The sequence below is a fragment of the Limnohabitans sp. Rim8 genome, assembly GCF_943326455.1.
In the GTDB taxonomy this organism is placed as follows: Bacteria; Pseudomonadota; Gammaproteobacteria; order Burkholderiales; family Burkholderiaceae_C; genus Limnohabitans_A.
The window spans coordinates 1-24,203 of sequence record NZ_CALPTI020000017.1; the positions used below are offsets into that span (position 1 = coordinate 1).

Here is a 24,203-nt window from a genome sequence, read left to right on the forward strand (position 1 = left end):
AAAACACTCAAGGAATTTGTCGATTGGGCCAAGGCCAACCCTGGCAAAGCCAGCTACGGCACGCCAGGCGCTGGCACGGCCATGCACTTCATGGGTGTGATGTTTGGGCGCAAGGCTGGCATCGATTTTCAGCATGTGCCCTATCGCGGCGGTGCAGCGGCGATGACGGATATTTTGGGCGGAACGATTCCCGCCCTTTCCACGACGCTGCCCAACCTGGTGACGCATCACAAGTCCGGCAAACTTCGCATTCTTGCCTTCAGCGGCGACAAGGCTTTGCCGGGCCTGCCGGGTGTACCCACCTTCAAAGAGCAGGGCTACCCTGAATTACAACTCACCGAAGTGTTTGCGTTTTTTGCATCGAGCAAAACATCCAAAGCGGTCCAACTTGAACTGGAAGCAGCGATATCAGCTGCGGCGCGCAGCCCACGCTTGGTCGCTGCCATTGAAAAGCTGGAGTTTGATTCTGACGTCAGGTCTTCTGCTGATTTGGCGCGCCATCTCAAAGAAGATTTTGAACGCTGGGGCCCTGTCATCAAAGCCACGGGGTACACCGCAGACAACTGATGCACATCCATTCGCTAACCTGGGTGACACGATTTGAAACGACCTAATATTTTGCTGATCATGAGCGATCAGCACCGCGCTGATTGCTTCGGATTCGAAGGGCGCCGGGTACAGACACCGCATCTTGATTTGCTGGCTCGGCAAGGCACGCGATTCACCCAATGCATCACACCCAATGTGGTGTGCATGCCCTCAAGAAGCGCCATCTTGACCGGTATGCTGCCACTGACCAGTGGAGTGCACGACAACGGCATCGACCTGGACGAGTCCATCGCGGCGGGAGGCTTTGCGGGATCACTGAGCAAAGCGGGCTACAACACCCGATTCATCGGCAAGGCGCATTTTTCAAGCAACCATTCCTACGCCAACCGTCCAACCGGTCGCTGCGAGAACATTCCCAGTTCGCATCTGTTTGCAGACGATTGGCGAGGCCCTTACATGGGCTTTCAGCAAGTCGAGTTGATGCAGTTGGGACACAACTACTGGCTTCCTGAGGCCAGTCCCGGCGGCTTGCACTATGAGCGTTGGTACCACCGCGATGGCTTGGGTGCCATGAAAAACGCCCTGTACAGCCAGCGTCTTGACCCGCAACCGCAGGCTGCACAAACGCACAACAGCGCCCTGCCCACGGTTTGGCACAACAGCACTTGGGTGGGAGACCGCACGGTCGATTACATCGCTGAACAAGGGCGTCTTCAACGACAAGCCGCCGATGCACAAGCGACAGCACAACCGTTCTGCGCGTGGGTGTCGATGGCAGACCCGCATCACCCTTTTGATGCACCTGCGCCCTGGTGTTGGATGCATCGGCCAGATGAGGTGGATCTGCCACCGCATCGGCTTCGAGATTTGGACAAACGCCCTTGGTGGCACAGAGCCGCACTGGAAAACACGCCCGGTGGCACACCAGAAAGCCGAAAAGTACGCGAGGAATACTCGCGGATGCCACCGCAAACCGACGCTCCGTTGCGAGAAATCATTGCCAATTACTACGGCATGATTTCTTTGGTGGACCACCAAGTGGGGCGAATCTTGTCTGCGCTGGACGATGCTGGCTTGGCTGACAACACGCTCGTGGTGTTCACTTCTGACCACGGGGAATTTCTGGGCGATCATGGCCTCATGCTCAAAGGCCCGATGCATTACGAAGGCCTGCTGCGCGTCGGATTGATCATGCGCGGCCCCGGTATCGCCGCCGATCAAAAGAACGACCAACCCGTATCCACTTTGGATCTGGCAGCGACCTTTGGTGACTATGCAGCCACACCTGTACCTTCTGCCGTGCACAGCCAGAGCCTGCGTCCGCTGCTCACCGGCTTGGGGCCTGCAGAGCGCGATCACGCTTTCAACGAATGGCGATTGGGCCCATCGCGATGTGGTGTCGCCTTGGACTTGCGCACAGTGCGCACCCGCAGCGCCAAGCTGACGTTTGAATTGGCCAGTGGGGTCGGTGAAATGTATGACCTGAGCAACGACCCCCATGAATGCGTCAACCTGTTTGACGCTCCGAAGCATCGCGGCTTGCGTGAGGAGTTGATGCAACGGCTCATGAGCCGACCGGACGATATCCGCAACCCACTGCCAGACCCCGTTGGCCCTGCCTAAGGGCATTGCATGATGCCTTTCAACACGCTGCTTCTTTTGACCGACGAGCAAGATGCGCATGCCTTGGGCTGCGCTGGGCACCCTTTCATCAAGACCCCGCATCTGGATGCCCTGGCTGCCCGTGGCACGCGATTCACCCAAGCCCTCACCCCTTCACCCATCTGCGTCCCCGCACGGGCCGCGCTGGCCACAGGACGCTGGGTGCATGACATCGCCTATTGGGACAACGCCATGGGCTACGACGGGCGTATCCCAGGTTGGGGGCACGCTCTGCAAACTGCTGGCCACTGCGTCGAGTCGATGGGCAAATTGCACTATGTCAACGCCACTGCACCCACTGGCTTTACCAAGCAGCACGATCCTTTGCATCTGGCCGATGGCATCGGTCAGGTCTGGGGCTCGGTCCGAAACCCCTTGCCCAGCACGCCCCGCCCATCGCGGCTGTTCACCGAACTCGGTGCTGGGGAGTCCAGCTACAACCGGTACGACATCTCGTCGGCAGAGCACGCAGCGCAGTGGCTGCAAGCCAAGGCCGCCGAAAAAGATGCCGCGCCGTGGACCTTGTTCGTCGGTTTCGTCGCGCCACATTTTCCATTGGTCGTGCCCCAGCGCTTCCTAGATGCCATCGACATCGATGCCATTGCCGAACCACGGTTGCATCCGCTGAGCGGCTACCAGCGACACCCGTGGGTGCAGCGGCATGCGGATTTTTCAAATGCAGACGACGAGTTGGGCACGCCTGAGCGCCGCCGCTTGGCTTTGGCTTGTTATTACGCATTGACATGCTTCATGGACGAGCAAATCGGCAAAGTTCTGCAAGCGCTTGGGCAAACCGGTTTGCAAGCATCCACCCGCGTGATCATGAGCAGCGATCATGGCGACAACCAAGGTGCGCGCGGAATGTGGAACAAATCGACGCTCTACCGCGAAGCCACTCATATTCCTTTGATCTTGGCTGGGCCGGGAATCCCGAAGGGCAAAGTCTGCGCAACCCAAGTCAACCTGGTCGATATCGCCCCGACCGTACTCGACAACGCGAACCTGCCCGCAGACCCCACGCTGCCGGGCCGATCGCTGGTGGCGATCGCCAACGAGACAGATGATCCAGAGCGCATCGGCTTCAGCGAATACCACGCTGTGGGCTCGCCCAGCGCAGCCTATCTGTTGCGACAAGGCCAGTGGGCGTATCACCACTACGTGGGCTACGAACCAGAATTGTTTGACATCGCGGCCGACCCGGGCCAAAGCGTGAACCTGGCTGCGCACGAAGGCTATCGGTCGATACGTGAACACATGGCATCGCTCCTGCATCAAATGCTCGACCCAGGGGCCACCGACCAGCGCGCCAAGGCCGATCAAGACGCACTGGTCGCCCGATTCGGCGGCCGCGAAGCCGCTTTGGGCAAAGGCCCCATGGGCGCAAGCCCGGTACCGTCGCGCTGACGGCCAACCAGCACAACACGCTCCGGCGAGCGGCTTCTTGGACGGGTTCATTCAAAAGGGTCATCGGCACAACTCTTGGTCATATGAGACGCGCCGGGCAACCGTATTTCAAGCAACCCAGCAATTCTGGCCCTATCGTATACCCAGCACTCAATATGAGCTATAAAGAAAACAATAGTCATGAAGTGTTCACTCATCCAGAGTGATTATTCCAATTTGCGATGGTTGACTTCAAAATTTTCGTTACTACAATAAATGAACCGAAATGCACATACTTTGGGATCCCGAAAAACGGCAAACCAATTTGGACAAGCACGGTTTGGACTTCATTGATGCGGTGATGGTGCTGGACAGCAAGTATCGACTGGACGTGAAGAGTGTTCGAAACCTTGAACTGCGGACCCAAGCCTTTGCCTATTTGTTTGATGTGCTGGCTGTTCTGACGGTGGTGTATGTCTCGCGACAAAGGGCGATGCGGATCATCAGCTTCAGGCTCGCCAGTGAAGAAGAAAGGACCGCATACCATGACTGGCTCAAAAACGACTTCAACGACCCTCGATGAATTGCGCGCAGCCTCGGCCCAAGGCAAAAGCAAAACGCAGAAAAGCCAAGTTCAGGCCTCAGCGCCCTATGTATGGGACGGCCAAAATGAAAATGAGCGCCCACTGGCGCGTGAAGAAATGCAGGTCGGCATTGAGACCTACCGCCGCCAAAGAGGACGCCCCACCGGCAGCGATAAGGAATCCACCACCATCCGGATAGATCGCGATGTGCTGGCCGCCTTTCGCGCTGGCGGCCCTGGCTGGCAAACCCGCATGAACACCGCGCTGCGCGATTGGCTCAAGATGCAATCGCCAATTTGAGACTCAGACCTTCTAAAACAGTTTTCAACTTGTTGACGTCAACCGAATACTGGTTCCCACAGAGTCCGTATTGGATCTGCATCAACAGGTAACGATCCACCCCTCCAGCGGGTCGCAGTCGGGCAAGCCATATTGCGGGTGCCCGGCTTCGTGCTGCAGCTGCGCCCAGGCCGCTTGCATCAGGCACAGGGTGGCGTCCAGCGCATCTCCGCTGGCATCATCGGCCAAGCGGCCCAGCAAGGCGTTGCTGGCCACCAGGCGCAGGCCCAGGCGGGTTTGGCCGCGCTCCAGGGCGCTCAGCAGTTCACGCCGGGCCAACAGACGCTCAGGCGTTTGTTTGGCTTTGTCGTCGCTTTTGTAGCTGGTGTTGCCCAAAACCTCTCGGGCCAGCAGGCCGGGGTAGGCTTCCAGCGCCACACGGCGGGCATCGCCCACGCACAGGCCAGGCAGGTGCACGCCTGCTTGGCGCAACAGGGGCACGCCCGCGTGCAGCATGTAGGCCACGGGTGGGTTGACCCATTTCATGGAGGGGCTGGAGCCTGCGGGTCGGTCGGCGGCGCGGTGCGCAAACTTGCCGCCTGCGGGGCGGGCGTTGCAAAACGCCGCAAACTGTTCGCGAATCTGGGCACGCTCCAGTGCGCAGTAATTGTCCATGCAGGCAGCCCAGTCGGTGGGCCAGCCGAGCGTTTCGACCAGCTCGCGTGGCAGGCCAAAAGGCAGGTCAAAGCCGCCCACCCAGTCGGCAGGCTGCGCCAGCCATGTGCCAAAGGCCGTCAGGGTGTCAAAGGTGAGCAGGGCTTGCAGCTGCACCCTGCCCTGGCGGGCCTGGCCCTGCGCCAGCACGATGGGCTTGCGTTTGGAGGGGCTGCTGGAGAAGTCGCAGCCAATGAGCTGCATGTTGTCAGGCGCGGCCGATGATGGACGCGGTGGCCATCAGCTCTTCAAGTAAGGCCAGTGAGACTTTGCCCGAGACGTTGTACGGGTCCAGCTCGGCCCGTTCGGAGTATTTGAGCAAGATGTTGGTGTTGACGCGTGATGCGTCCACCTGGCCCATGGTCCAGCCGCCAAAACGACGCTCTGAAATTTCTTCGTAATGCAGCAAAACCACATCTTTGTGACGCGCATCTTTTTGGATGTGGCCATACAACTCGCTCACAGCGCTGCGTCCGCCTTCGATGGCTTGCAAAAAGATACCGCCGCCATAACAAAGGATGCCAGTGATGCCGGTGCTGGGGTTGAACTGGCGCGAGCGCGCCAAAATGGCTTCGATGGTTTCAGGACGTTCATCCACCACACGGCTGGCGTAAAGCAGGCGTACCAACATGGTCAATCCTTTTTGGGAATCAATGACAAAAATTCGCGGCGCAGGTTCGGGTCTTTGAGAAAGGCACCGCGCATGACCGAGTTGATCATCTTGCTGTCCATGTCTTTCACGCCGCGCCAGCCCATGCAGTAATGGCTAGCTTCCATGACGATGGCTAAACCATCGGGCTGGGTTTTGCGCTGGATCAAGTCGGCCAGCTGCACCACCGCTTCTTCTTGGATCTGGGGGCGGCCCATGATCCATTCGGCCAAACGGGCGTATTTGGACAGGCCAATCACGTTGGTGTGTTCGTTGGGCAACACGCCAATCCAGATCTTGCCGATCACCGGGCAAAAGTGGTGGCTGCAAGCGCTGCGCACGGTGATGGGGCCAACGATCATCAGCTCGTTCAGGTGCTCGGCATTGGGGAATTCGGTGATCTCGGGGGCTTCGACATAGCGGCCCTTGAACACTTCTTTCAGGTACATCTTGGCCACACGGCGGGCGGTGTCGCCGGTGTTGTGGTCGTTGACAGTGTCGATCACCAGGCTGTCCAAAACACCGGCCATTTTGGTGGTCACCTCATCCAACAGTTTTTCCAATTCACCCGGCTCGATGAACTCGGCGATGTTGTCGTTGGCGTGAAAGCGCTTGCGGGCAGCGTGGATGCGCTCGCGGATTTTGACGGATACGGGTACGCCTTCGTCTTCGGGCGTGGCAGCAGAAGCAGTCATGGCGTCTGGAGATTTCATTAACATGCGCAAGATCGTAACAGCGATTGATCAGCGCACAGCGATCAGGGGTTTGCTTTTTGAGCCGCTCAATAACGGTGACCGGTGATGAAAAGCGCCAAGCGCATGAGACCAAAAGCCACGCGGTCTCGCCAACGCTGGTGCCAATAACGGCGCTTGAAAGACTCGGCCACGGGTGTGCTTTGGGTGGCGATCACGTCGCTCAAACGCTGGTGCAAACTTTGGGCGAACACGCGATCCGCCACCGCCACATTGGCTTCACGCGCCAACAAGAGGCTGAGCGGGTCCAGATTGGACGAGCCCACCGTGGCCCAGGGACGCTCATGGTGGGCATCGACCACCGCCACTTTGGCGTGCAAAAAACTGGCGTCGTACTGGTAAATCTCAACACCCGCCGCCAACAAAATACCGTACACGGGACGGGCCGCATGGTATTGCATGAAGTACTCGTAGCGCCCTTGCACCAGCAATCGAACACGCACACCACGCGTGGCAGCATGGACCAAAGCTTGGCGCAGCCTGCGGCCTGGCAAAAAATAGGCGTTGGCGATGAGCACCTCGTGACGCGCCAGACCGATGGCTTTGAGGTAAGCCCGCTCAATTTGATTGCGGTGCAGCACGTTGTCACGCAACAGCAAAGCCGCCCGGATGGAGGGCAAAGACCCATCCGGCAAGGGCGGCGACTGTTTCCATGGCAGGGGCAAACCCGCCGCTTTGAACGAACGCCAAGCTTGTGGAATTCGGCGATCGCGCGCGTGCTGTGCGCCCTGCAAACGCCACCAAAGCTGCGTCATGCTGTCCTGGATGAGGCCGACCAACTCGCCTTGCGCGCGGACCGCAAAATCAAGCCGAGGTCGGGCCAAGGTTCCGTGGTGCGGGTCGTACCAATCGTCCAAAATATTGATGCCCCCGCAATAAGCAGTGTGACCGTCAATCACACACAGCTTGCGGTGCAGCCGACGCCAACGGCTGGGAATGAGCAAACCCAAAGTGCCCAAGGGTGAGTAGATGCGGCATTCCACGCCCGCTTGCGTAAAGCGCGTGCGCCAGTCATCGGGAAGCTGGGGTGTGCCCACACCATCCACCACCAACCACACCCGCACGCCGCGCAAGGCCGCACGCTCCAGCGCCTCGGCCACCCTAACGGCTGCCCCATGCACATCAAAAATGTAGGTTTCCAAGAGCACATGCGATTGCGCTTGGTCCAAGGCCTGCGTCAAGCTTTCGAATAATGCTTGTCCACCTTCGATCAATTGAATATGGTGGCCGTCGCGCAAGGCAGGGTTGTGCCGCATGCTCAATCGTTCCAAGCAAATTCAGCCACCAAGGGCAAGTGGTCCGACATGCGTTGCCAAATCCGGCCCGAGGGCACCATGGCGTTGACCGGCGTGAGGCCACGGGCATACACATGGTCCAGTTGGTTCAAGGGCAGACGCGAGGGGTAAGTGGGTGTGGGCTTTTCGCGCCATTCACGAAATCCGGCTTGCGCCATGCGCTTTCCCAGGCCCGTGCCCCAGTCGTTGAAGTCACCCGCCACCAAAACCGGTTCATGCACTGGGATGTCTTGCTCAATGTGTGCCAGCAGCATCATCACCTGACGCACGCGGCTGGCGGGCACCAGCCCCAAATGCACCACCAGCACATGCACCACACGGTCAACGACCTCGACCTGGGTGTGCAAAAAACCCCGCTGTTCAAATCGGTGGTCTGACATGTCGCGGTGTTGGTGCGTCAACACAGGCCAGCGCGAGAGCATGGCATTGCCGTGCTCGCCGTGGCGTGTGATGGCATTGGTGCGGTAAATGGCCTCGTAACCTTCGGGCGCCAAGTAGTCGGCTTGGGGCATGCTGGGCCAATGGGCAAAAAATCGCTCCTCACGGCGATGAATGCTGCGCACCTCTTGCAAACAAACAATGTCCGCATCCAACTGCTCTACAGCATGACCCAAATTGTGGATTTCCAGACGCCGCGTGGGTCCCAAGCCTTGTACGCCCTTGTGGATGTTGTAGGTCGCCACCCGCAACACCGGGTGTTCGTGTCGCTCTGGCTTCATGGGGTCGCTTCCGCCAGGTAGCGCGGCAACATCAATATGGCTTCTGCATTGGAGGCCGAAAAACAATGGTCGGCAGCAGCCTGCCAATCGAGCCATTGCCATTCGGTGTGCTCTGTGGGACTCAATGTGATCGGCATTTTTTGGGACACACGCAAACCAAACACGCGCTCGGTGTTGCGGCTGACTTCAGGGTGGTAGCGCCAGCGCCAAGCCGGGTAGATGTCGTACACGTTCTCAAGTTGCCAATCTTGCAAGAGGCAGTGAGGGTGCCGTGCATCGAGGCCGGTTTCCTCTTGAACCTCGCGAATGGCCGTTTCGGACCAGGTTTCGGCCCCGTGGTCTTTGCTGCCCGTGACCGACTGCCAAGTGCCTGAATCAGCACGGCGGATCAGCAAAACCTCGCGCCGGGGGGTGTAGATCACCACCAACACAGATTCGGGGATTTTGTAAATGGTTTCGTTCACAGGCACATTCTAGGCAGCACGGGCCTTGGTAGGATCGCACCATGTCAACGACAAGCCAAGCTGATCCTTTGCCCCCGCTGCTTTGCAGCCACAACTTGAGCGGTGGCCCCTCGGGTGAAACCGTCATTCATGACCTGACTTTCGCATGGTGGCCTGGTTTGCATTGGGTATGCGGTGACGAGGGCAGCGGCAAAACCAGCCTTTTGCGTTTGCTGGCGGGCGACTTGCCTGCGCTCCAAGGGACTGTAGACAGGCCATCGGATGGGGTATTTTGGGCTGATTTGAAAGGCAGCGAGCACGACCAAACCACCGTGCAGGCTTGCTGGGGCGCCTTACAAGCGATCTATCCCAAATGGCAGCACACGCTTGAAAAAGACCTGATCGAAGCCCTCGACATGGAGCGGCACCGGCACAAGCCCTTGTTCATGCTGTCCACAGGCAGCCGTCGCAAAGTCATGCTGGTGGCCGCCTTGGCCTCTGGTGCGAGCGTGACCTTGCTGGACCAACCCTTTGTGTCTTTGGACCAAGTCTCTGTTCGGGTGATCAAAGACTTTTTGTCTGAAGCCGCTGAACACCCCAGCCGCGCTTGGATCGTGGCCGATTACGAAGTGCCACAAGACTTGTCGCCCATCAGCGTGCTGGATTTGAGCCGACAAAAGCCCTGACAGCATCAGCGGTCTGGCAGGGCTTGCAGGATCAGAATCGGTCTGCGTTCATGACCTGTGTCCAAGCTGCCACGAAGTCCCGCGCAAATTTCTCTTGGTTGTCGTCTTGGGCATAGACCTCGGCATAAGAGCGCAAGATCGAGTGAGACCCAAAAACCAGATCCACCCGCGACGCCGTCCATTTGACTTGACCCGTTTTGCGGTCACAAATGTCATAGGAATTGCAGCCTGTCGGTTGCCATACGAAGGCCATGTCGGTCAGCGCCACAAAGAAGTCGTTGCTCAGCACGCCCACACAGTCGGTGAAGACGCCGTGTGGCGAGCCGCCGTGGTTGGTTCCCAACACGCGCATCCCGCCCACCAACGCGGTCATTTGGTGCGCCGTGAGACCCATGAGCTGCGCACGGTCAAGCAACATTTCTTCCGGGCTGACAACGTAGTGTTTTTTCACCCAGTTGCGAAAACCATCGTGCAAGGGTTCAAGCACGGCAAACGACTCCACGTCTGTCATGTCTTGTGCCGCATCGCCACGCCCCGGCAGGAAAGGCACGGGAATGTTGAAGCCTGCCGCTTTAATGGCCTGCTCCACACCCACATTGCCGGCCAAAACAATCACATCGGCCACACTGGCACCGCTGTCTTTGGCAATGTCTTCAAGCACCGCCAAGACTTTGGCCAAACGAACAGGCTCGTTGCCTTCCCAGTCTTTTTGCGGTGCCAAGCGAATGCGTGCGCCGTTCGCTCCGCCGCGCTTGTCCGAATGACGGAAAGTGCGGGCACTGTCCCAAGCGGTGCTCACCATCTCACTCACGCTCAGACCGCTTGCCGCAATTTGAGCTTTGACTGCGGCCACGTCGTAATGGGCTTTGCCAACAGGCACCGGGTCTTGCCAAATCAAATCCTCTTGAGGCACTTCAGGGCCGATGTAACGGGCCTTGGGCCCAAGATCGCGATGGGTCAGCTTGAACCACGCACGGGCAAATATCTTGGTGAACTGTTCGGGGTCTTTGTAGAAACGCTCTGAAATCACGCGGTAAGCCGGGTCCATCTTCATGGCCATGTCGGCATCGGTCATCATGGGCTGCAGTCGGATGGACGGATCTTCCACGTCCACAGGCATGTCTTCGGGCTGGATGCCGATGGGCTGCCACTGGTTCGCGCCTGCGGGGCTCTTGGTCAGTTCCCACTCGTAATTGAGCAACAAGTGGAAGTAGCCGTTGTCCCATTGCGTGGGGTGGGTGGTCCAAGCGCCCTCGATGCCGCTGGTCACGGTGTCGCGGCCCACGCTGCGCGTGCTGTGGTTCATCCAACCCAAACCTTGCTCATTGACTTCTGCACCTTCGGGCGCTGGCCCCAGGTTTTGCGCCTGACCATTCCCGTGCGCTTTGCCCACGGTGTGGCCACCCGCCGTCAAGGCCACGGTTTCTTCATCGTCCATCGCCATGCGGGCGAAGGTCAGGCGCACGTCTTGCGCGGTGCGCAGCGGATCGGGCTGACCATTGACGCCCTCGGGGTTCACATAGATCAAGCCCATCTGCACAGCAGCCAAAGGGTTCTCAAGCGATTGGCGGTCTCCACCGTCGTAACGCGCCGAACCCAACCATTCTTTTTCTGCACCCCAATAGATATCTTGCTCGGGATGCCAAATGTCTTCTCGGCCAAAGGCAAAGCCATAGGTTTTGAGACCCATAGATTCATAAGCCACATTGCCCGCCAAAACGATCAAGTCGGCCCAACTGAGGCAGTTGCCGTACTTCTTTTTGATGGGCCAAAGCAGGCGACGGGCTTTGTCAAGATTGGCGTTGTCAGGCCACGAATTGAGCGGAGCAAAGCGCTGGTTGCCCGTGCCCGCCCCACCCCGGCCATCGGCAATGCGGTAAGTGCCTGCCGCATGCCAAGCCATGCGGATCATCAAACCACCGTAATGCCCCCAATCGGCTGGCCACCAATCTTGGCTGTCGGTCATGAGCGCAGTCAGGTCCTTTTTAAGAGCGGGCACATCCAGCTTTTTCACTTCTTCCCGGTAATTGAAGTCAGCGCCCAAAGGGTTGGTCTTGGTGTCGTGCTGGTGCAGGATGTCCAAATTGAGCGCGTTGGGCCACCAAGCTTTGGCCGCGTTGGCCGTAGCGGTGTGGGTGTTGGCGCCGTGCATCACGGGGCATTGGCCTTGGACGGTGTGGGGTTGATTCATGAAAATCTCTTTCGGTGGGGTGGTTTCGAAACTCGGCGACCGCCCTGACTGCCCGGTTAAGCCTTCAGGCAAGGCGACCTGCATGAAGGTCACTTGTTGTTGACGACCGATGGGACAGCTTACGCTGATAGGCACCTTCACAAAGTTGTATTTGGCTATGGCCGTCACCCTTGCTTTGCACAAGTGTTCGCCAAGTCACAAAGAACGAGACCTCTTTGAGAAATCGCTCGGGCACTGAATCAAGCCCTGCACAGACCCCTTTGAAAAGAGAGGTCATATCCATTGGATCGAATAAGTTCTAGGGCCTTTCCAAGCTATGCCCCATAATGCGTGCGTGTACGTCATAAAACACGGCACAAGTCAGGTGATCGGTCAGTTTCGCGCGCTACGGCGGCAGTTTTCAGTTTGTTGTGCTTTCGGGACCCCATCGCTTTGTTTTTTTGTATTTCTGAGGAGTCCCCCATGGGCAATAAACTTTACGTCGGCAACTTGCCGTACACCGTTCGTGACGAAGACCTGCAACAGGCATTCGGCGAATTCGGCGCCATCACCAGCGCCAAAGTCATGATGGAACGCGACACAGGTCGCTCCAAAGGTTTCGGTTTTGTGGAAATGGGCAGCGATGCCGAAGCCCAAGCCGCGATCAACGGCATGAATGGCCAATCTTTGGGTGGCCGCAGCATCACCGTGAACGAAGCCCGTCCGATGGAGGCACGTCCTCCCCGTACCGGCGGCTTCGGTGGTGGTGGCGGTTACGGCGGTGGCGGTGACCGTTCCGGCGGTGGCGGCTACGGTGGTGGCGGTCGCTCCGGCGGCGGCGGCTACGGCGGTGGCGGCGATCGCTCCGGCGGTGGCGGCTACGGCGGTGGTGGTGGCGGCCGCGGCGGCTACTAAGCCCTGCAAACCCCGCCAACGGCAGCAATGCCGTTGCAAAACTTCGGGTTCAGCCTCACGGCTTAACCCCAACATCAAAGGCTTCAAGACTTCGGTTTTGAAGCCTTTTTTGTTTCAAAATCCACCTTCTCTGACCAGAACCGACATGACTTGTCTTAGATAACGCGCCAACGGACTGGCCCAATCGGCATGAATCATCAACTTGCCGCGCCATGACAAGTCCTGCATGTCCTCTGGCATGTCTTGCAACTCCAGCGTGACGCGGTAGACAGCACGTTCGGGCACCAACACCCCATTTTTTTCGCGGGTGACCACGTGCCCGCCCAGTACACTGGCCAGCTCTCGCCGAGGCAAAGTTCGCGCAGCGTCTTGATCGATGGCCACCACCTTGAGGTGCAGCATCTTGCCCGTCACGCTGTCCACCCAAAAAGTAGCCCGCTGTCCCACTTGCACCCGGTCCGCGTCGTCTTCTTCCAACCAGGTTTCAACCCGCCAGCTTGTGCCTTGTTTGACCAACACCCCCAGCTGCTCTTTCTTGCTCACCCATTGGCCTGCAGCCAAGTCAGGGTCGCTCATGAAAAAGTGGCCCGCATAAGGCGCGCGCGGTTGAAACTGACTGCGCTCAGCCTGCGCGCCTTGCCACTCGGCTTGGGTGGTGGCCAGTGTCTGCTCGGTCACACGCCAGCGTTTGCGCATCTCTTCGTCAAAACCTGCAATGGCCGCTTGTTGCCGCTGCTGATCCAGGCGCACCGACAACACGTTTTCACGCCCCACCAAGTCCGGCACTTGCAAAGTGACCAAGGAGCTGCCTGCTGGGGCCAAGGCCCCATGAGCCCAATGCAAGGCTTCCACGCGCGCGCCCACAGGCGCATGGATTGGCCAGGTATCCACCGGCCTGAGCACCGCACTGGCCGTGATGCGTCCAGGCCAGGGCAAGGCCAATAACAAGATCAGCAGCAACAAAGCCAAAACACTGTGACGGGTGCGCCGCTGCATGCGAATGCGTGGCCACAACTGTTGCCACACGCGCAGCTCCGAACGGATAGGCCAAAGGATGAACCAGGCAATCTCGACTGCAAACAACAGCAAGCCCAAGACTTTGAAAAAGAACACATACACCAGCACGGCAATGCCCAAAAACAGCACCAGCCGGTAAATCCAAGTCGCCCAAGCAAACGCGATCATGGTGCGTGCCGCCGATGGCGCAAAGTGTTCAGGGGGCGCATCGCCCAGGCCAAACAGCCACTCTCGCAATTTCCAGCGGGCCAGGGCAAAACTGCGGCCATGCAGATTGGGCATGTCCAGTGCGTCCATCACAATGAAGTAGCCGTCAAAACGCATGAACGGGCTGGCGTTGATGGCCAACGTGGCCACCCAACTGGTGGTTGACAACACAAACGCCGCCGATTGCAAGCCCCCCTCGGGCAACAGCGCCCAAGCCAGGGTGGCCCAGACCGCCACCACCAACTCGGTGGCAATGCCGGCACTGGCCACACGCAGTCGGTCAAATCGGTTGGTCAAGCGCCAAGTCTCGTTGGTATCGGTGTAAGCCACAGGCCACATCACCAAAAATGCCACGCCCATGGCCGGCACCCGACACCCATAGTGCTTGGCCGTGAAAGCATGGCCCAACTCATGCAAAAACTTCACGCAAAACAGCGCCACCCCATAGGCCATCAAACCTTCCAGGTTGAAGGTATCGACCAACGAAGCCGTGAACACATCCCAGCGCCGCACCACCTGAGTAAGTCCGGCCAACAAAGCCACCACCGTCAACCATGCAAAGCTGGACGACCCAAACCAACGCGCCAGCGGCAACCAGTGCGACAACCAGGCATCGGGCTGGATGAGCGGCACCCTGAAAAACAAATAGTGATGCAACAACCACTTCAAGGGCGTGCCCTGCACACGGGCCAACTGCTCGGCCATTTTGCGCGGCCCATCGGGACCAACACTGCGCACCAAATGGTGCTGCACCAAAAACTGCACCACCTGCAATACATCGTCAGAGGTCAAGGCCAAAGTGGTTTTGGCCGAGACATCCGCCGCGATCTGGGTCGGATCGTCCATGAACCAGCGTTGCATGATTTGCAAGGTCGGCCAATCGATCCGAAAGAACTGGTTGCGCACCGGGTCGTGCAGCGTCCAGCTCGGTTGGCCATCGGGCAAGCTGGGGCCCGGTATCAAGTCCAGTTCTTCGCGCAGACGCGGCAGGGCCATGGCTCAAAGCCCCAAGTAAGCGCGCACCGTGGCCCAAGGGCGCCGGAACATCCAATACGCCAGCGGCACCCACCCCCCCTGAAGCTTGGCCGTGCCCTTCAGACCCACGCGGTGTGCGGTCTTGCCCGACAGCGCCGCACGCACGCGGTAGGCATACGCCCCATCGGGGCGCTGCACCGCTTCGTGCGCCATGTAGCGCAAGGTCGCTGTCACTGGCGACAGAGGGCTGGCACTCAGGTACAAGCTCACCTCATCGCCCACCTCCAGACGCACCGCATCGGCCATCGGGACCCAAGCCTCCACCTCCACATCGTCCAAAATGGCGATCCGCAAAATGCGCTCTCCCGTGGCCACGGGTTTACCGATCCACTCCGACGGATCGTCCATCAACACCACCCCTGCTTGCGGCGCCAACACACGGGCGCGCGTCAGCTGCTCTTGCAGATAGTCAATCTCGGCCCGGCGCTCCTCAATCTTGCCCAGCAGCAAACCCAACTGGGGTTTGGCGCGCGCATCGCTCAGCGCCATCTGGCTGGTCTGGCGGTAATCGGTCTGGGCTGTGGCCAACGCTTGCACCGCCACATCCCGCCGCGACTGGATGACCATTTCGTCAAAGCTGAACAGCGGTTGTTGGGCTTGAACCGGCTGATTGGGCTGGATGTGAAACACATCAATCACCCCGTCCAGTGGCGCGCGAATGACCAAGGGACTGGAGGGCACCAACTCACCCGGCGCCAACACCGTCAAACGCACAGGCCAGCCCATCACGGCCAACAACAGCAACACCACCAGCAAACGCCGCTGCCGCCACCAAGGGCGGTCCGCCTGCCAAGCCAAAGCTTTGGACAAGCGACCCCGCCAACCCCGCAAACGGGCCATGCGCGGCCGGTGCATCGCCGCAAAGGCGTGCCACCAAACCTCAGACCATTCGTGCATGGCCTCTGTGGCCACTTGCGACCAAGACTCGTCGGACACAAAAACCGCACCACCCGTCACACCCGGTGCGCTCGAAGCCAGCCACAGCCCGTTTTCTGGCCACCACTGCGCCCACTGATCGGCCAACTCTGGGGGCAAATCCAGTGCACTGAACAATCGCGGGCCATCGCTGCCCATGGTCTGCAGATGGCGGGCCACCGCGTCCAACCACTGCGCATAGGGCACATTGGCATCCACCTGCACCACGCCCGACAGACTCCACACGCCCTCATCGGCCAACCAAAGCGCCGCCTGGCGGTAGTGCGCCAGATCGAGCGTGTCGTTGACCAACAAAAACCCGAGTTCGCGGTCAGACCCGGCCTGCCGTGATCGGCGAGCCAGCTCAGACAAAGCGCCCATCATCCGGCGCGCACCCGCACGGGCGCAGACTCACGCACAGCTGCAGCCTCACGGGCTGGAGCAGCCTCACGCACAGGCGCCTTGTGCGCCCCATCGGCCACACGCACCAAAGTGATCTGACGCTTGCCCGCCATCTTCAGCTTCTCGGAGAAACTGTCGCGGCTTTGCGCTTGCGGCGCCGTTTGCTCACCAATGAACATCTGGAACATCGCCACCGCTTCGCGGCCATCGTCGTCACGCGCCAAAACCTTCAAATCCAGCTTGCCCTTAAAGCCCGCAGGTGGCGTGACGATGAAGACACCGGTGGCCGGTTCAAACTGCACCCAACTGGGCAAATTGCTGTCGTCCGATTGCTTGGCTTGGAGCCTGATCACGGCATCCTTGCTCGAATGGATGAATGCGTCAAAAGGCAGGCTGATCCGGGTCGTGACGTTGGTGGACTGAATGAACTGATCCGTCACGCCCTGGAAAAGATTCAACCCCACTGGCGCTGTCTCGCTCACAGGAATCTGGTAACCAGAGCCACTGGTCACCGCATCGGGCATGGACATGGGAGGATCGGCACGACCCAAAGTCTGAGCCAAAGGCGTCAGCGCCGAAGCGAAAGACTGCGCAGGCACGACCACCGGGAGTGGCGCGACCAGCGCAGCAGGCGGTGCTGCGGGCACAGAGGGTGCCGGTGGCGTGGGTGGCAAGGCAGCGGGCTTGAGGCCGTCATCGTCACCTGGCCCAGAAGGGTTGGCCCCCAAAAGGTCATAGATGCGGCCATTGCCATCATCCAAGATGGTACTGGTGTCGCTGCCGCTCTTGCCACCGGTGACCGTCGCCGTCAAGCGGAAGTCCTCTGGCCCTTCAAAGTTGCTATCAGACACGGTAGGCACCCTGACAAAGAAGGACGTGATACCCGCGGGCAACATGATCTTGCCGTTGACCACGGGCAGATCAACCACTGAACCATTGTTCAGGTAATAGGCCGTGATGGCTGTGCTGTAGTCATTGTCTGTGGCGCGCTCATTGCTCAACACCAGACTGATCTCGGTGGGGCCGTTTTTGGCCGCTTCCAGTTCGATTTTGAATACCGCGTTGGAGCCCTCGCTCACATCATCGAGGCCGGAAACAGTGATGGCACGGTCGTCGTCAAACCCCGCACCTGGGCCGGTGCCCTCGTTGGCATCGGTGATGTCACCATCGCCGTTGCGGTCCATGCGGCCCGTGCCGTCATCGGTGATCGTGTCGGCCGCTGTGCTTGTGGTGGCACTGTTGGTGGCGTAGCTCGCTGTGAGCGTGAAGGTCTCTGCTCCTTCAAACGGGCTGTCTTGCTCGCTGGCGATGTTCACCCGCACCAAGATCGTCCCTGAAACCGGTACCGTCGGGCGGTCACCACCCGAGCCATTCCAGCTGTAGGTCGTCCAGCTCGTTCCACCATTGGTGGAGTACTCAAAACTGAACCCGCTGATCGTGGCGTTGGCCGTGCTCGCATCGCTGTCATTGCCCAGCGCCAAATTCACAGCGTACCCGACCACACCCGTCACCGTGAACGTTGCATACGGTGAGGCTTCGTTGAACACCACCCCACCGACCACACTCAGCGTGCGGTCGTCGTCATAAGCACCACTTGTCGCATCGCCAGGAATCAGCAACGAACCATCGTCGTAGATCGTCCCTGAGGCTATCGAGGTGGTCACCGTCAACGCCACGCTCGTGTTGGTGGTTGCAGCCGTGATGGTTGCCACCACCGTCTCCGCGCCCTCAAAAACCGTGTCTCCAACCGGGTCCACCGTGAAAAAGCTGGATATTTGACCGGCAGCAATGCTCAACACGAAATCGCCAGAGCCATTAGGGCTGATCAGCGCTCCTGCAGCATCCTTCAACAAGTAATCACTTGGGTTTGCGGCTCCGCTCAAACGGATCGTGACCGAGGAAGCTGTTGGCAATGCATCACCGATCAGGTTGACCCTGAAGATCATGGCCGTTGTTTCGCTGCCATCGCCCTCGGATATGCCCGCAGGACTGACTTCAATCGCCACTGTGGGCAGCAAAGTGACGCCCGTGATGGTGAAAGTGAGGTCACTGGTGCTGGTACCACCGTTGCCATCGCTGATGGTGTACGACACCGTTTGTGTGGCCGACTCTCCTTGGTTGAGGTAATCAAAAGCCCCGTTGGCATTGAAAGTGAAAGCACCCGCGGCGTTGATTGAGACCGTGGCACCTGAAGCCAGCGTCAACAGCGTATTGCCAGTTGCAGCAACGCCTTGGCCGCCAATGCCGATGACTGTGAGCGCATGGCCGTCTGGGTCTGTATCGGCATCCGGATTAGTGATTGAATTGCCTGCGATAGGGGTCGATTCATTGGCCGTGTAGGCATTGGGGCGAGCCACGGGCGCATTGTTCGCTACAGTGGCGGGTACCCTGATGTCGTCGTTGCTGCTGTCACTGCCGTCATTCGGGTCGGTGTAGGACGCCAGCAAAACCGCGCCAGCTGCCAGACTGTTGAATGGCGAGGGCAATGCCGCTTGAAAGACACCCGTGTTGGCACCCGTTTGCGTCAACGTCACGGTGGCACCGTTGACAGTGGCCGTCACGGTTTTGCCTGCAACAGAACTGGCTTCGTCCAGGTCGGTCACCCGCAGGTGAGCAGGGGCACCGGCGCTGTAGTTGGCCCCAGCATCCGCGCCAGCAGACGTGATGAACTGGGTGATGGAGGGCGTACCCAAGTCCCGTGCCGTCACGATGAAACTGCCAGTGGCCACATCGCTGATGGTGTTTTCGTAGCCTTCGGCCGCTGTGGCCGTGATGGTGTACTCACCGATCTGGTTCAGAGTCTGCCAAACATATTCGAAAATTTTGTAGGTATCGCCTGCAGCTGGACTCCCCACGACGCTCGCAGAAACAGGCGTCACCATGCCCAGGTCACCGGTCACACCCGGGCCATCGATCGACAATTTCAAGCTGGTGATGTCGTAGGCACCAAAAGGATCCATGACCTTGACGCGAAGGTAAACCGTGCCACCGGCGTCTATGCTGCCAGTGCTAATCTGGTTGCCACCCACCGAGAAAGGTCGGTCAAAGAAACCGATTTCCTGCACACCCGCAACCACGCCATTATTTTCTGTGACGCCATCGTTATCGCTGTCTACGCCATCCACATCGACCACCTGGATGACATTGGTCACCGGCAAATCGATCCGAGAAGGGGTCGTGCTGCTGTCGTAGTCGATTTGGAAGCTGGAACTGGCCACATTGTTGGTGATGACCAATTTGACGCTGGCCCCCTTGGGAATCGTCAAACCAGAACTGAGTTCGCCACTCCACGTCAAGGTGCCAACGCCGGATGTGGAAGTGGTTTCGCTGTAGGTGGCAGAGCCCAAAGAGGCTATCGTTACCTCTGACCCACTGGCTGAATAAGTCAATGCCGCAGTGATGCCCGCATAGGTACCGCTGGTCAGACCCGTTTCGGCGCGCACGAAGGTGGTGACATTCACCAACCCGGACGCAGGAAGACCGATGGCAGTGGCCATCGGGATGGCTTGGGTGAAAGTGCCCGGTGCAGCAACACCGCCGGAGGCAGGCGAAATAGAAATGTTGTCAATATAGACATCATCAGAGTTGCGGGAAGATGCCAAAGTGAAGCGAATAAAACGTGTCCCAACAGGCAAGGTGCTCTGAGAAACGGCCACAACGCCGTTCTGGTTCCCAGAGATGGCTGAATTACTGGGGTAGCTCGTGAAATCACTCTCAGTGCCGCCTGAGTTGCGAAAGCCCTTCACCGTACCCGCGAGCACCCAACTGCTGCCGTTGGCCGAATACTCCACCCGCAAGCCTGTATCTCCGCTGTCCAAGCCACGCAATTGGTAATCAAAATCAATGCTCGATGCTGCCGTCAAGGCTGCAAACTCGCGCGTCAGGGATCTGGGGGAACCACTCGAGCCTCCGCCATTGAGCTGCAAAGCAAAATTACCTGTGGTGGTGATGTTGGGCAAGATCCGCACGTTATCTGACGTTGCATCTTGCGTGCTGTCTGACTCGATCCAACTGCCTATCCAACCTGTACCGCCATTCAGCGCAGCGGAAGAAAAACTTTCTTCGCTGGAAGACGTGCTGGCAGACACAACAATGGCCGCAGTCCTGTCGGTATCTGTGTCCGAATGACTGGCATCACCTGGTGCATGCCGATCTAGATCGCCCGTACGATCACCACTGACCGCATCGGCTGACAAATACAAACTCTTGATGAAAGTGACCGTTGCGGTGTCGCGGTTTGGCAGGGTCCCCGGAGTGGTCGGGTTGTCGGTCGATGTACCGGTGACCGGGTCGGTGTAGTCGACCTGCAGAACATGGCCCAAAGCCGTTCTCAATTTACCTGAGTTGTTCGCTGCATCCGTGGCCAATGTGGTGGTGAGCAAGGTGCCTTGAAAAACACCGTTGACGCTGTCCGTTCTGGTCAGCGTGACTACTTCGCGCTCATTGGTGGTGGTGTTGATCACGGTCACCTGCAAGCTGGTGCGTGAAGCTTGATCGGCATCCGTGACCCGAATCCCCAGCGTGCTGCCCTCAGTGAAGTTCACACGTGTGCTGTCAAAGGTCGAATTGAAAAAATCCACCCTGCCATCGGTTGGCGTTGGCGGCGGTGCTGCTACGCCAACCGCAGTTTTCAAATTGGTGTTGGTACCCGATGTGTAGGTGGTTGGCGTGATGCCCCAATTGATGGCGTTGTCAATGCCCAGTGCACTGCCCGTTTGACCTGAGGTCGGATCACTGTAGGTGACTTGAATGGTTTCACCACTCAACAGTTTCAATGTGCCGTTGTTATTGGTGGTGTCCGTGCCGTTGGTGAGCAATGTGTTTTGAAAAATGCCCGTGTTGGCGCCTGTTTCAGTCAAGGTCACTGACTCAGTTTCACTTGAATTGGTTTTCGCCACCGTGACCGTCACTGTTTCAGCGGCAGCAGCGTTTTTGTTTTGATCGCCATCCACCACCCGCAAACCCAGGGTGTTGCCGCTCTCGAAACTGGCCGCTGTGGCCGAAAAATCAGACCGCATGAAGAAAACTTCACCATCTGTCACATTGACGTTAAGTGGTATTACATTTTCCTTGGACTTGGAAACCCCTGTTCCCGTCATGTTCACGCTGTTGGTGATGGTGTAATCCGAGTCCGACAAAGCTTTGTTGATGGAGCTGCGCACGGTCACGCGGTAAGTGATTTCAACCGCAGCGCCCCGCTGAAGACCATCGTTCGTGCCGGCGGTGCGGGGATCAAAGTCACTGATGCTGTAACCCACGCTGGTGAACAACGATGGCGTGCCTGTCAGCGAGGTATTGGCCGTCGTGCCGTCAATACCCGTGCCATCGCCTGCATAAATGGTCTGCAAGCCCCCTTCAATCTTCCACGCCCTGGTGCCATCGGGCCTGAAAACGGTCAACACCATGCTGTCCTGAACATAGGTGGCACTGTCGGTCGGCGTGACCGCGTCTTTGAGGACCACATTGAACAAGTCAATCACGGCTCGGTTGGTCAAGCGCACGGTGTACTTGACCTCTTCACCCAACTCTACGGTGGTGTTGGTATCGGCAGGGTTGTTCTCAACCGACTCTTTGCTGAGCACGTAATCAGGGAAGGGGGTCACCGTGGTGCCCATGTCCAAGTAGGGTGTACCCGGTCCAGCAATGGAGGGGTCTTCACCCCAAGCGGCTGTTAACAGCGTGCCGTCCAAGGTGTAAACAGTCAAGCCTGTTTGGTCTTTGTCTGAAGTGTCGAAAAGCCGGTAAGACTGTAATTTGTTAACCGCAAAACGGGTGCGCGCCGGGTCATTCGCAGTTGCAGCAGTGACGGTGCCAGAGATCAAATTACCCGCACCATCTCTGAGCTGAACCGTCGTGCTGTCCACATAGATCCAAGCATTGTTAACAGGCGTCAACCAAACAGGGCTGGCGTTCAGGTCACCCGAAGCCAATGTGCGCGTGACGTTGTCTGCACCTGGGCCCCACGCCACCACAAATTTATCGGTGAGGTAGGACTCTGGCACCAAGGAATAAGACCAATCGTGCGTGGCATTGTCTATGGCGTCCGCATCGATCACACTGACGGCATAAAACCTTTTGAGGGCGCCACCGGGAGAGACGGTATCGGTGGTGAAAAAACGCGCAGCAGACGCAGGCATCAAAAAGTAAGACGACTTGGTTGTGCTGTTCGACGCCCAAGTGGTGCCGCTGGAGCCTGTGGTCGCGATCGTGCCGCTGCCAAAGGCTGTCTCGTACTGAATGTTGGCGCCCTCGGGGTTGTAAATGACCACATAAGCTGGGTTGGCCGTGAGGGTGGTGCCCACAGGGGCGTAATAACTGCTGGCCCACTGCTCGTCAGCCGTCAGTGCAAACCATCGGTTTTCATAAGAAGAAGCCACATCGCCGGCGATGAGGTAGACACCGACGCCTTTGTCTGCTGTGACTTTGGCGCCTGCATTCAAACCGCCATTGACAAAGTAGCTTTGGCCTTCATTGAGGATGACCGTGATGTCGGTCGAGCCATTGCCGTCTTTGTCTATGTTGACGACGGTGTTGTCTTGGGTGGCCATGATGTGGGCCGAGGTGTATTCAAACAGCTTGTTGGTGCCCACGGCGACGGTTTCGATGTTTTGCCCCACTGGCAAGGTGTAGACCTTGCCGGCGTTGCCCGAATCGATGACGTTCACCGCACCCGCCAAAACAGTGCCCGGTGTGGACGACCATCCTGCGCGAGTCACAGAGATGGCTTTGGTCGATCCCACTTTGTCACGACCATCAAAATCCACCGTTGCAGGCGTTGTGGGATTGACTGCGTTGCTCAAAATGATGCTCTGGCCAGTGACACGGATACCCGTTCCGCTGACAGCGGCCTCAGTGTTGTTTTGGATGCCATCGCGGCTGGTGTCCACAAACCAACCATTGTTGTAAGTCCATACCCGGGTGGTCGCTTGGGTGGGGTTGCTGATGCTGGTTTCGTAACCATCCTCCCACTGGTCATACACCACCACGGTGCCGTTGCTGGTGGCCGTGATCGCAATGACCGTTTGAATATTGCCTGTGACCTGGGTGTTGATCGCCTTCAAGGCCGTTTGAATATTGGCTTCAGCCAAAGGCACATAGTGGGTTTGCGAAATCGCATACGGCACGGAGGCCTCGCCCCAAACAGTCTGCCCATTCACCTGAAGGGCCAAGCGGTCATCTTCGCTGCCAGCGGTCACGGCGTTGCCTGCCGGGTTCACCACCAGCGATGCAAACGCGTGGCCCTCGTCGCCTGTGCTGTCTTGCCCGGGGTTCAGCCAGGTGTCCATGGCGTGGCCCAATTCTTCGATCAACACCAAGCCAATGGTTTGGCTGTTGGCTTCTTTCGCCACCCAGTCGGCATTCAAATAAATCACTTGCTTGCCCGACAAGCCTTGGTCTGCAAATGCACCGGCAATGCCCTGCATTTGCGACGCACTGAGCAACTCCACCGGAAGGCTGATTTCACCGCTTTGAATGGCTACAACCATGGCGTCATAAGCCGAAGACCACTGGTCACTGGGCACGGCATCTTGGCGACCACAGTCAAAAATAGCAAACAGTTGCTGCTTGGCCTCGGGTCGGGCTAAAAAGTCGACCACCATTTTTTGAGCGTCAGCTTGGGCTTGGGCCAAGGCAACCGGTGCGGCCGGTGCCAACAAGTCAAACAACTTGGCGGTCGCTGCATCGGATTCGCGACTGGTTTCAATGACCGCATCCACCACCTGCAACGCATCCGCCACCGCCGCCCCGTCAAACATGAAGCGCTGCTCCAGCGCCATCAAGCCGCTGGCGCGGCGGGTCAGTCCAAGGTTCTTACTTTTTGACATA

At 58.5% G+C, this 24,203-nt stretch carries 17 protein-coding genes; 7 read left to right on the top strand and 10 right to left on the bottom strand.

All coding sequences use genetic code 11. The features are described from left to right. The 5 genes from Q1M54_RS11640 to Q1M54_RS11660 form a co-directional block, all read left to right on the top strand. Positions 1 to 567 (top strand): tripartite tricarboxylate transporter substrate binding protein (locus Q1M54_RS11640; RefSeq protein WP_300557354.1); only part of this gene is annotated, 567 nt, incomplete at its 5' end. A gap of 33 nt (positions 568 to 600) precedes the next feature. Beyond that, a complete protein-coding gene (locus Q1M54_RS11645; protein ID WP_300557356.1) occupies positions 601 to 2,172 on the top strand; it encodes a sulfatase-like hydrolase/transferase in 1,572 nt (523 codons plus the stop codon). Between the two features lie 9 nt (positions 2,173 to 2,181). After that, a complete protein-coding gene (locus Q1M54_RS11650) occupies positions 2,182 to 3,615 on the top strand; it encodes a sulfatase-like hydrolase/transferase (protein WP_300557358.1) in 1,434 nt (477 codons plus the stop codon). Positions 3,616 to 3,880: 265 nt separating this feature from the next. After that, the gene (locus tag Q1M54_RS11655; RefSeq protein WP_300557360.1) at positions 3,881 to 4,177 is read left to right on the top strand and encodes a BrnT family toxin; all 297 of its coding nucleotides are present in this window, start codon (positions 3,881 to 3,883) and stop codon (positions 4,175 to 4,177) included. Then, a complete protein-coding gene (locus Q1M54_RS11660; RefSeq protein ID WP_300557362.1) occupies positions 4,140 to 4,478 on the top strand; it encodes a BrnA antitoxin family protein in 339 nt (112 codons plus the stop codon). Before Q1M54_RS11655 ends, Q1M54_RS11660 begins: the two co-directional genes overlap by 38 nt. 81 nt (positions 4,479 to 4,559) lie before the next feature. On the opposite strand, the gene Q1M54_RS11665 is transcribed toward Q1M54_RS11660, so the two are convergent. From Q1M54_RS11665 to nudB, 6 genes are all read right to left on the bottom strand, one after another. Next, positions 4,560 to 5,375 (bottom strand): DUF429 domain-containing protein, encoded by an 816-nt coding sequence (locus Q1M54_RS11665; protein ID WP_300557364.1) that lies wholly within the window; start codon positions 5,373 to 5,375, stop codon positions 4,560 to 4,562. Positions 5,376 to 5,379: 4 nt separating this feature from the next. Next, the gene (locus tag Q1M54_RS11670; RefSeq protein ID WP_300557366.1) at positions 5,380 to 5,802 is read right to left on the bottom strand and encodes a BLUF domain-containing protein; all 423 of its coding nucleotides are present in this window, start codon (positions 5,800 to 5,802) and stop codon (positions 5,380 to 5,382) included. Between the two features lie 2 nt (positions 5,803 to 5,804). Continuing rightward, the gene (gene folE, locus Q1M54_RS11675; protein ID WP_300557368.1) at positions 5,805 to 6,533 is read right to left on the bottom strand and encodes a GTP cyclohydrolase I; all 729 of its coding nucleotides are present in this window, start codon (positions 6,531 to 6,533) and stop codon (positions 5,805 to 5,807) included. Between the two features lie 68 nt (positions 6,534 to 6,601). Then, positions 6,602 to 7,828, bottom strand: a complete 1,227-nt coding sequence (gene clsB / locus Q1M54_RS11680) for a cardiolipin synthase ClsB (RefSeq protein WP_300557370.1) — start codon at positions 7,826 to 7,828, stop codon at positions 6,602 to 6,604. Positions 7,829 to 7,830: 2 nt separating this feature from the next. Next, positions 7,831 to 8,586 (bottom strand): endonuclease/exonuclease/phosphatase family protein, encoded by a 756-nt coding sequence (locus Q1M54_RS11685; protein WP_300557372.1) that lies wholly within the window; start codon positions 8,584 to 8,586, stop codon positions 7,831 to 7,833. After that, on the bottom strand, positions 8,583 to 9,050 hold the full coding sequence (gene nudB, locus Q1M54_RS11690) for a dihydroneopterin triphosphate diphosphatase (RefSeq protein WP_300557374.1): 468 nt from the start codon (positions 9,048 to 9,050) through the stop codon (positions 8,583 to 8,585). The genes Q1M54_RS11685 and nudB overlap by 4 nt, the downstream gene beginning before the upstream one ends. Positions 9,051 to 9,091: 41 nt before the next feature. Here nudB and Q1M54_RS11695 point away from each other — a divergent pair, with 41 nt between their 5' ends. Further along, on the top strand, positions 9,092 to 9,715 hold the full coding sequence (locus Q1M54_RS11695; RefSeq protein ID WP_300557376.1) for an ATP-binding cassette domain-containing protein: 624 nt from the start codon (positions 9,092 to 9,094) through the stop codon (positions 9,713 to 9,715). 31 nt (positions 9,716 to 9,746) lie between these two features. Here the strand turns inward: Q1M54_RS11695 and katG are convergent, their stop codons facing one another. Next, positions 9,747 to 11,906, bottom strand: a complete 2,160-nt coding sequence (gene katG, locus Q1M54_RS11700; RefSeq protein ID WP_300557378.1) for a catalase/peroxidase HPI — start codon at positions 11,904 to 11,906, stop codon at positions 9,747 to 9,749. Positions 11,907 to 12,368: 462 nt separating this feature from the next. Here katG and Q1M54_RS11705 point away from each other — a divergent pair, with 462 nt between their 5' ends. After that, positions 12,369 to 12,800: an RNA-binding protein gene (locus Q1M54_RS11705; protein ID WP_019426419.1), complete on the top strand. Its 432-nt coding sequence runs from the start codon at positions 12,369 to 12,371 to the stop codon at positions 12,798 to 12,800. Positions 12,801 to 12,914: 114 nt separating this feature from the next. On the opposite strand, the gene Q1M54_RS11710 is transcribed toward Q1M54_RS11705, so the two are convergent. From Q1M54_RS11710 to Q1M54_RS11720, 3 genes are read right to left on the bottom strand one after another with little or no spacing between them, the layout of a single operon-like run. After that, positions 12,915 to 15,020, bottom strand: coding sequence for a site-2 protease family protein (locus Q1M54_RS11710; protein WP_300557380.1), 2,106 nt, complete (start codon positions 15,018 to 15,020; stop codon positions 12,915 to 12,917). Between the two features lie 3 nt (positions 15,021 to 15,023). Then, on the bottom strand, positions 15,024 to 16,358 hold the full coding sequence (locus Q1M54_RS11715) for an HlyD family secretion protein (RefSeq protein ID WP_300557382.1): 1,335 nt from the start codon (positions 16,356 to 16,358) through the stop codon (positions 15,024 to 15,026). Next, positions 16,355 to 24,202 carry an Ig-like domain-containing protein gene (locus Q1M54_RS11720; protein ID WP_300557384.1) on the bottom strand — a complete coding sequence of 2,616 codons (7,848 nt, stop codon included), beginning with the start codon at positions 24,200 to 24,202 and terminating at the stop codon, positions 16,355 to 16,357. Before Q1M54_RS11720 ends, Q1M54_RS11715 begins: the two co-directional genes overlap by 4 nt. Position 24,203 lies beyond the last annotated feature (1 nt).

What these genes read in the sequence shown, in the direction of transcription:
- Q1M54_RS11650 (WP_300557358.1), top strand. Translation starts at nt 2,182, where the DNA reads ATGATGCCTTTCAACACGCTGCTTCTTTTGACCGACGAGCAAGATGCG.
- Q1M54_RS11655 (WP_300557360.1), top strand. Translation starts at nt 3,881, where the DNA reads ATGCACATACTTTGGGATCCCGAAAAACGGCAAACCAATTTGGACAAG.
- Q1M54_RS11660 (WP_300557362.1), top strand. Translation starts at nt 4,140, where the DNA reads ATGACTGGCTCAAAAACGACTTCAACGACCCTCGATGAATTGCGCGCA.
- Q1M54_RS11665 (WP_300557364.1), bottom strand. Translation starts at nt 5,375, where the DNA reads ATGCAGCTCATTGGCTGCGACTTCTCCAGCAGCCCCTCCAAACGCAAG.
- Q1M54_RS11670 (WP_300557366.1), bottom strand. Translation starts at nt 5,802, where the DNA reads ATGTTGGTACGCCTGCTTTACGCCAGCCGTGTGGTGGATGAACGTCCT.
- folE (WP_300557368.1), bottom strand. Translation starts at nt 6,533, where the DNA reads ATGAAATCTCCAGACGCCATGACTGCTTCTGCTGCCACGCCCGAAGAC.
- clsB (WP_300557370.1), bottom strand. Translation starts at nt 7,828, where the DNA reads ATGCGGCACAACCCTGCCTTGCGCGACGGCCACCATATTCAATTGATC.
- Q1M54_RS11685 (WP_300557372.1), bottom strand. Translation starts at nt 8,586, where the DNA reads ATGAAGCCAGAGCGACACGAACACCCGGTGTTGCGGGTGGCGACCTAC.
- Q1M54_RS11695 (WP_300557376.1), top strand. Translation starts at nt 9,092, where the DNA reads ATGTCAACGACAAGCCAAGCTGATCCTTTGCCCCCGCTGCTTTGCAGC.
- katG (WP_300557378.1), bottom strand. Translation starts at nt 11,906, where the DNA reads ATGAATCAACCCCACACCGTCCAAGGCCAATGCCCCGTGATGCACGGC.
- Q1M54_RS11705 (WP_019426419.1), top strand. Translation starts at nt 12,369, where the DNA reads ATGGGCAATAAACTTTACGTCGGCAACTTGCCGTACACCGTTCGTGAC.
- Q1M54_RS11710 (WP_300557380.1), bottom strand. Translation starts at nt 15,020, where the DNA reads ATGGCCCTGCCGCGTCTGCGCGAAGAACTGGACTTGATACCGGGCCCC.
- Q1M54_RS11715 (WP_300557382.1), bottom strand. Translation starts at nt 16,358, where the DNA reads ATGATGGGCGCTTTGTCTGAGCTGGCTCGCCGATCACGGCAGGCCGGG.
- Q1M54_RS11720 (WP_300557384.1), bottom strand. Translation starts at nt 24,202, where the DNA reads ATGTCAAAAAGTAAGAACCTTGGACTGACCCGCCGCGCCAGCGGCTTG.